Origin of the sequence: Agromyces tardus (genome assembly GCF_003710805.1) — a bacterium.
Classification (GTDB): Bacteria; Actinomycetota; Actinomycetes; order Actinomycetales; family Microbacteriaceae; genus Agromyces; species Agromyces tardus.
In genome coordinates this window covers 46,173-53,626 of sequence record NZ_RHHB01000019.1, presented here as the reverse complement: position 1 = coordinate 53,626, position 7,454 = coordinate 46,173, and the positions used below count along the sequence as shown (strand labels likewise).

8 protein-coding genes and 1 tRNA gene are annotated in these 7,454 nt (G+C 73.2%); 7 read left to right on the top strand and 2 right to left on the bottom strand.

Going from position 1 to position 7,454, the window contains the following annotated elements; translation table 11 throughout:
• The 4 genes from EDM22_RS11005 to EDM22_RS10990 form a co-directional block, all read left to right on the top strand.
• The coding region (locus EDM22_RS11005) for an anti-sigma factor (RefSeq protein WP_138708067.1) at positions 1 to 734 on the top strand (734 nt) is incomplete at its 5' end.
• Between the two features lie 200 nt (positions 735 to 934).
• Positions 935 to 1,984, top strand: a complete 1,050-nt coding sequence (locus EDM22_RS11000; protein ID WP_122937096.1) for an LLM class F420-dependent oxidoreductase — start codon at positions 935 to 937, stop codon at positions 1,982 to 1,984.
• Positions 1,985 to 2,175: 191 nt separating this feature from the next.
• Positions 2,176 to 2,358, top strand: coding sequence for a YegP family protein (locus EDM22_RS10995; protein WP_122937095.1), 183 nt, complete (start codon positions 2,176 to 2,178; stop codon positions 2,356 to 2,358).
• Between the two features lie 57 nt (positions 2,359 to 2,415).
• On the top strand, positions 2,416 to 3,870 hold the full coding sequence (locus tag EDM22_RS10990; protein ID WP_122937094.1) for a phytoene desaturase family protein: 1,455 nt from the start codon (positions 2,416 to 2,418) through the stop codon (positions 3,868 to 3,870).
• A gap of 36 nt (positions 3,871 to 3,906) precedes the next feature.
• Here the strand turns inward: EDM22_RS10990 and EDM22_RS10985 are convergent.
• Positions 3,907 to 3,979 (bottom strand) — tRNA-Lys (locus EDM22_RS10985).
• 154 nt (positions 3,980 to 4,133) lie between these two features.
• Between EDM22_RS10985 and EDM22_RS10980 the strand changes: the two genes are divergently transcribed.
• From EDM22_RS10980 to EDM22_RS10970, 3 genes are all read left to right on the top strand, one after another.
• Positions 4,134 to 4,598 carry a hypothetical protein gene (locus EDM22_RS10980; protein ID WP_122937093.1) on the top strand — a complete coding sequence of 155 codons (465 nt, stop codon included), beginning with the start codon at positions 4,134 to 4,136 and terminating at the stop codon, positions 4,596 to 4,598.
• Between the two features lie 166 nt (positions 4,599 to 4,764).
• The gene (locus EDM22_RS10975) at positions 4,765 to 5,403 is read left to right on the top strand and encodes a DNA-directed RNA polymerase subunit beta (protein ID WP_122937092.1); all 639 of its coding nucleotides are present in this window, start codon (positions 4,765 to 4,767) and stop codon (positions 5,401 to 5,403) included.
• A 271-nt stretch (positions 5,404 to 5,674) separates the two neighbouring features.
• Positions 5,675 to 6,562, top strand: a complete 888-nt coding sequence (locus tag EDM22_RS10970; protein ID WP_122937091.1) for an aminodeoxychorismate lyase — start codon at positions 5,675 to 5,677, stop codon at positions 6,560 to 6,562.
• Positions 6,563 to 6,658: 96 nt separating this feature from the next.
• Here EDM22_RS10970 and pstB read toward each other — a convergent pair whose 3' ends face one another.
• Entirely contained in the window at positions 6,659 to 7,438 is a 780-nt protein-coding gene (gene pstB, locus EDM22_RS10965; protein ID WP_122937090.1) for a phosphate ABC transporter ATP-binding protein PstB, read from the bottom strand.
• Between the last annotated feature and the right edge of the window lie 16 nt (positions 7,439 to 7,454).

The window sequence follows — 7,454 nt, the reverse complement described above, 5'->3', positions numbered from 1 at the left end:
GGCTCGCCGACGCGGTGCCGCCCGTGACCCCGCCGCCGTCGCTGAAGGCGTCGATCTTCGCGCGCCTCGACGAGGTGCCGCAGCTCGCCGCGGAAGCCGCGCCCGAGGCCGCCGCGCCTCAGGCCGTGCCCGCCGCCCACGAGCCCGTCGCGCCCGCGCCGATCATCGACGAGCCCACCGCGCCCGACGCCGCAGTCCCGACGATCGCCGACGAGGCGCCGGCGACGGAACCCGCCTCCCCACGCCGCACCGGTCGCGCCGAGCGGGCCGCCGAGCGCCGCTGGTTCCAGCGTCCGGGCGCGATCCTCGCGGCCGCGGCGGCCGCCCTGCTCCTCATCGCCGGCACCGTCGTGGGCGTCAACTGGGGCGGGCCGGCGGGCTGGGGCGCGCAACGTGACGTGCAGGCGATCGCCGCAGCCCCCGACGCGCAGACCGCCGAGGCCGAGGTGCCCGGGGGTGGCACGGTCGAGCTCGTCTGGTCGGCCGAGCTGGGCCGTTCGGCCGTGCGCGCCGCCGACCTGCCCGACGTGGGCGCCGACTCCACGTACGAGCTCTGGTACATCGACGACTCGGGCGCGACGCCCGCCGGCACCTTCGACCCGTCGCGCGGCGGCGAGGCGTTCGTGGTGCTCGACGGCGAGTTCCAGCCCGGACTCGTCGTGGGCATCACGGTCGAGCCCGCCGGGGGTTCCACGTCTCCGACGACCGATCCCATCGCGGCGTTCGAGACCTGACAGGCTCGGGCGGATGTCGCGGCCCGTGTCCGGGGGATCGGCCGGACCGCGACATCCGCTCGTCTCACCCCGCCGGGGTGCCCGCGCCTCGGCCGGGCACCCTGTGCACGCGGCGCAGATCCCCCTCGGCGCGGTCGGATAGGGTCTGAGGTGGCCCGCACGGCCGGGCCCCACCACCCCACGACGACGAGGAGTGACGCATGCGCGTCGGCATGTTCCTGAACTACGCCGGAGGCTTCCGCGAGGTCGCCGACGAGGTCGCCGAGCTCGAACAGGCCGGCGTCGATCTCGTCGCCGTCCCCGAGGCCTACTCGTTCGACGCCGTCAGCCAGCTCGGATTCCTCGCTGCGCGCACCTCGCGCATGACGCTCATGAGCGGCATCCTGCAGTTCTACACGCGCACGCCCACCCTCACCGCGATGACGGCCGCCGGGCTCGACTACGTCTCCGACGGCCGGTTCGAGCTCGGCATCGGCGCCTCGGGGCCGCAGGTGATCGAGGGCTTCCACGGGCTCAAGTACGACGCGCCGCTGGGCCGCACGCGCGAGATCATCGACGTGTGCCGCATGGTGTGGCGCCGCGAGCCCGTCGTCTACGAGGGGCGCAACTACCGCATCCCGCTTCCCGCCGGCGAGGGCACGGGGCTCGGCAAGCCGCTCAAGCTCATCAACCACCCCGTGCGCGAGCGCATCCCGATCACGGTCGCATCGCTCGGGCCGAAGTCGGTGGAGCAGACCGCCGAGGTCGCCGACGGCTGGCTGCCGATGTTCTACCACCCCGAGCGCGCCGCGCAGGTGTGGGGCGCGTCGCTCGCCGCGGGCCTCGCGAAGCGCGCACCCGAGCTGGGCGCGCTCGACGTCTTCGCCAGCCCGGCGCTCGCGATCACCGACCGGGCGGATGCCGCGGCCGCGGCCGTCGACGCCGTGAAGCCCAACCTCGCGCTCTACATCGGCGGCATGGGCGCCCGCGGCAAGAACTTCTACAACGAGCTCATCTCGAGCTACGGGTACGCCGAGGAGGCCGGGCGCATCCAGGACCTCTATCTCGACGGACGCAAGCAGGAGGCGGTCGCCGCGGTGCCCGACGAGCTCGTGCGCGCCGTCTCGCTCATCGGCTCGGCCGCCGAGGTCGCCGAGCGCGTCGCCGCCTTCGCCGAGTCGGGCGTGACCACGCTCACGGTCACGCCGCTCGCGCGCTCCTCGGCCGAGCGTGTCGCGCTCATGTCGGGCTTCCGCGCGCTCGTCGGCTAGCCCTGGTCGGGCCGCTCTCGCGGGGGCCCGCGCACGGGTCCGCGCGGGGGCTCCGTGGCAGGCCGGGCACGCGGTCGTCGCCATACTGTGACCTTCGGGACCAAGTACCTCTGGTGCAGACGGTGCAAGGGGGTTACGGTGACTTCACCGTACGAAGCTGTACGGAAGGGGAAACCTGGGGAGGGTCCGCCATGGCGGGGAAGTTCGAGCTCTACACGGATTCCGCGGGACAGTATCGCTTTCGCCTGAAGGCCTCGAACGGACAGGTCATCGCCGCGTCCGAGGCGTACACGACGAAGGCCGCCGCGAAGAACGGCATCGAGTCGGTGCGTACCAACGCCCCCGGCGCGGTGCTCGACGACCAGACCGAGTAGCTCGACCTCCCCGCCGGGCGGTGCCCCGGTCGGTCCCTCGCGACGTAGTCTTCAGGCATGCCGTCCGTCGACGCGATCGTCGTCGGCGCCGGGCCCAACGGGCTCGCCGCCGCGGTGACGCTCGCTCGCGCCGGGCTCGCGGTGCGCGTCCTCGAGGCGCAGCCCACCATCGGCGGCGGCGCCCGCACCGCCGAACTCACGCTTCCCGGGTTCCTGCACGACGTCTGCTCCGCCGTGCACCCCATGGCGCTCGCGTCGCCGTTCTTCCGCGCGTTCGGGCTCGAACGCCGCATCGAGCTGCGCCTGCCGCCGGCATCGTTCGGGCATCCGCTCGACGGCGGGGTCGCGGGCATCGCCTACCGCGACCTCGATCGCACAGCGGCGGAGCTCGGGCGCGACGGTCGCGCGTACGCCCGGCTCCTGCGCCCGCTCGCGCGGCATGCCGACGAGGTCGCCGAGGTGACGGGCTCGTCGCTCGTGCGCGTGCCGCGGCATCCGCTCGTCGCCGCCCGCCTGGGTCTCGCGGTGCTCGAGCAGGGCACCCCCCTCTGGAACGCCCGCTTCGACGACGAGGTCGCCCCCGCGATGCTCACCGGGGTGGCCGCCCACACGATCCGCCCCCTGCCGAGCCTCTCGACCGCCGGCGCGGGGCTCGTGCTCACGGCGCACGCGCACGCGCGCGGCTGGCCGATCCCGGTCGGCGGGAGCCAGGCCATCGTCGATGCGCTCGTCGCCGACCTCGAGGCGCACGGCGGCGAGGTGCTCACGGATGCCGCGGTCGACGACCTGCGCGATCTGCCACGGGCGGGCGCCGTGCTGCTCGACGTGACCCCCCGCGCGCTCGCCCGCATCGCCGGTGACCGCGTGCCGCCGCCGTACCTCCGGGCGCTCCGCCGGTTCCGCTATGGGAGCGCCGCCGCGAAGGTGGATTTCGCGCTCTCGGCCCCGGTGCCGTGGGCGAACCCCGGGCTCGCCCTCGCGGGCACGGTGCACGTCGGAGGCACGCGCACCGAGATGGCCGCGGCCGAGGCGGCGGTGCACCGGGGGCGCCACGCGGAGTCGCCCTACGTGCTGGTGTCGCAGCCCTCGATCGTCGACCCGGGCCGTGCGCCCGACGGCCGCCACGTGCTGTGGGCCTACACGCACGTGCCCGCGGGGTCGGCGCTCGACCCGACCGAGGTCGTCACCCGGCAGATCGAGCGCTTCGCGCCGGGGTTCCGCGACGTGGTGCTCGCGTCGTCGTCGATGAGCGCGGTGCAGGTGCAGGCGCACAATGCAAACTACATCGGCGGCGACATCGCCTCGGGCGCGCCGTCGCTCGGGCAGCTCCTGCGGCGCCCGGTGCTCTCGCCCGACCCGTGGCGCACGCCGATTCCCGGCGTGTACCTCGCGTCGTCGTCGACGCCACCCGGACCGGGCGTGCACGGCCTCGCCGGCTGGCACGCGGCGCTGAGCGCCCTGCGCCACGAGTTCGGCGTCGACGTGGAGCCGGACCTGTCGCCGGCGGAGTGAGCGTGGTGGGCCCCAGCGTGGTGGGGCTGGGCGGGGTGGGCCCCGTCGGGCTCGAACCGACGACCCGCGGATTAAAAGTCCGCTGCTCTGCCAACTGAGCTAGAGGCCCGCTCCACCACAATAGCGCGGTCGAATGGCCTCGTCGGAGGGCCCGCACGGGCCGGATCGCGGGTCGCCGGACGACGGTGCGGTTCGAGGCGCGTCCGCTCCCGCGGCTGTCACCGGCCGAACGTAGGCTGTCCCCGCCTGTCGAAGGGAGATGCATGAAGACCTGCTCGACCTGCCGCCGTTCGCTCGCGCATTCCGAGTTCAACCGGCGCGCGCGGTCCCCGGATGGACGGCAGTCGGTCTGCCGGGCGTGCAACGCCGCGCGGGCGCGACGGTACTACTCGGAGAACCTCGACAAGCACCGCCGGGCAGTGGCCGCGCAAGTGGCGAAGACGCGCGCGTCCCATCTCCAGCGGATCGGCGACTACCTGCTGGAGCATCCGTGCGTCGACTGCGGCGAGGCGGACATCCGCGTGCTCGACTTCGATCATCGGGAGGGCGTCGAGAAGTCGGCCGAGGTGATGAAGCTCGCGAAGGCGGCCTATTCATGGCAGCGGGTGCGTGACGAGATCGCCAAGTGCGAGGTCCGCTGCCGGAACTGCCATGCCATCGCCACCTACGAGCGAATGGGGGCCACGTGGCGATCGGCGATCGCGCAGCGGGCGCTGAGTACAGAGTGACCGAGGCCTCGAGGGTGCCCCTGATCAGCCTGTCGAGGCGCCGCGCGTCCCGACAGCGGGGACAGGCGGCGGGCACGTACTGCGACCGCGCAGGCCCCGCATTCCCGGTTCCGCCGAGGGCGGAACGCGGACGCATCCGCAGAGGCAGCGGGTATCGTGTCCCGCGATGGCCTCAGATTTCCACCGCCCCACGCGTTTCCCCCCGCGGATGTTCGAGGGTTACCTCGGCGCGGAGGATCCCGCGCACGTCAGCCGCGTCGCGCACGACACCGCCGCCGCGGTGCTCTCCCGCGTGCGGGCCGACCCCGATCCCGAGGTCGTCTCGCGGCTCGTCACCTACACCGACCAGCACGGCATCGACGCGATCGCCGAGCTGTGGGCGCACGCGTCGCCGAAGAGCCTGCCCGGCGCGCTGTGGCGCATCTACCTCCTGCGCACGCTCATCCGCCAGGATGCGGCGTCGACGAGCCTCGCCTACCAGCGCGGCACCGAGGTCTCCCGCACGATCGACCAGGTGGTCGCGGGCGCACCGGTCCCCGCGGGTCCCGCCGAGGTGCAGGAGCTCGCCGACGTGATCCTGCAGGGCGTCTTCTCGGGTGACTTCGCCGTCGCGCTCGAGCGGGCCGCGGCGTTCTGCCGGGTCACCTCGGCCGGATATGCGAGCCTCGCCGACGACGCGGATGCCGCGGACGCCGTGCACCCCGAGCGATCCGAGCAGCTCACCCGTCGCGCCCTCCGGCTCGACGCGCTCGCCGACGAGTTCGCCTCGTGCGCCCGGCTCTGGCGCCGCGACTCCCTCGACTGAGCGCGGCACAGCCGGCCCCGCCGCCGCGGCGTGACCGCGGTGCCGGGGTGTTCCGGCAGCCTCGCGACCGCCGTCGGGAATGAAGCACCCCCACCCCTCGTTTACAATGGACGTGGCCGGTCGCAGTAACCCCGGGCTCCAATATTCGCCGCTCCGAGCGGCCTCGCGCCGAGAGGCGTTCTGCGGCCGGCCATTTCGCTGCCCCGCGTCGGTCGCCCCGGTTCGCGCTCGGGCACGGGCGCGCCGGCCGCGCGCGGCGTAGCATCGGGGAATGGTCGAAACGCTGACGTTCCTCGTCGATCCGCTGCCCGTCGGCGCCGCGGCCGATTCCTTCGACGAGGCAGTCCGCGAGGTGGAGACCGGAGCCGGCGCCCTCGCCGTGAACGACTTCGCCCCGCACCGCGGCGACGGCGTGTTCGAGACCCTCGCCGTCATCGACGGACACGTGCAGGAGGTCGGCCCGCACCTCGCCCGCCTCGCGAACTCCGCGCGCATCTGCGAACTGCCCGAGCCCAACGCCGACCAGTGGCGCGCGGTCATCGCCGCGGCGGCGGCACGCCTCCCCGCGCAGGGCGAGTACGCGCTGAAGATCGCGCTGAGCCGCGGGCTCGACCCCGGACCGAAGCCCACCGCGTGGGTGTACGTCGTGCCGGGCGCCGACTTCACGGCGGCGCGGGAGCGCGGCATCCGCGTGATCACCCTCGACCGCGGCATCGATCGCGGGGCGGGGGAGCGCGCCCCGTGGCTGCTGCTCGGCGCCAAGACGCTGAGCTACGCGGCGAACATGGCGGCGATCCGCGAGGCGAAGCGGCGCAGCGCCGACGACGCGCTCTTCGTCACCTCCGACGGGTTCGTGCTGGAGGGACCCACGTCGAGCGTCATCGTGCGGATCGGCGACCGCTTCGTGACGCCGCCGCCCGCGGCGGGCATTCTGCACGGCACGACGCAGCGCAGCCTGTTCGCCCACCTCGAGGCCACGGGGCGCACGGGCGAGTACCGCGACGTGACCGTCGACGAGCTCCGGTCGGCGGATGCCGCGTGGCTCGTGTCGAGCGTGCGCCTCGCCGCGCCGATCACGGCGCTCGACGACGTGCCGATGCCCGTCGACGAGGACGCGACGCGCGACTTCAACGCCTACCTGCTGTCGCCGCGGGACTGACGACACGGCCTCAGGCGGCCACGGCGGACTCCGCGAGACGACGACGGCCCGGCCCCGCAGCAGCGGGAACCGGGCCGTCGGTGCGGCGCCGTCGGATCAGCCGAAGCGGCCCGACACGTAGTCCTCGGTCGCCTTGACCGAGGGGTTCGAGAAGATCGTCGTGGTGTCGTCGTACTCGATGAGCTTGCCGGGCTTGCCGGTGCCCGCGATGTTGAAGAACGCGGTGCGGTCGGAGACCCGCGAGGCCTGCTGCATGTTGTGGGTCACGATGACGATCGTGTAGTCCTGCTTGAGCTCCTCGATGAGGTCCTCGATCGCGAGGGTCGAGATCGGGTCGAGCGCCGAGCAGGGCTCGTCCATGAGGATGACCTCGGGCGAGACGGCGATCGCGCGGGCGATGCAGAGCCGCTGCTGCTGGCCGCCCGAGAGGCTCGAGCCCGGCCGGTCGAGGCGGTCCTTGACCTCGTTCCAGAGGTTCGCGCCCTGCAGGGACTTCTCGACGAGCGCGTCGGCGTCGGACTTGGAGATGCGCTTGTTGTTGAGCTTGACGCCCGCGAGCACGTTCTCCTTGATCGACATCGTGGGGAACGGGTTCGGGCGCTGGAACACCATGCCGACCTGCCGGCGCACGAGCACCGGGTCGACGTCCGCGTCGTAGAGGTTGTTGCCGTCGATGAGCACCTCGCCCTCGACGCGCGCGCCGGGGATGACCTCGTGCATGCGGTTGAGGGTGCGGAGGAACGTGGACTTGCCGCAGCCCGACGGGCCGATGAACGCGGTGACGCTGCGTGGCTCGATCTCGAGGCTCACGCCCTCGACCGCGAGGAACTTGCTGTAGTAGACGTTGAGGTCACGGACTTCGATGCGCTTGGACACGGGTTTCCTTTACTGC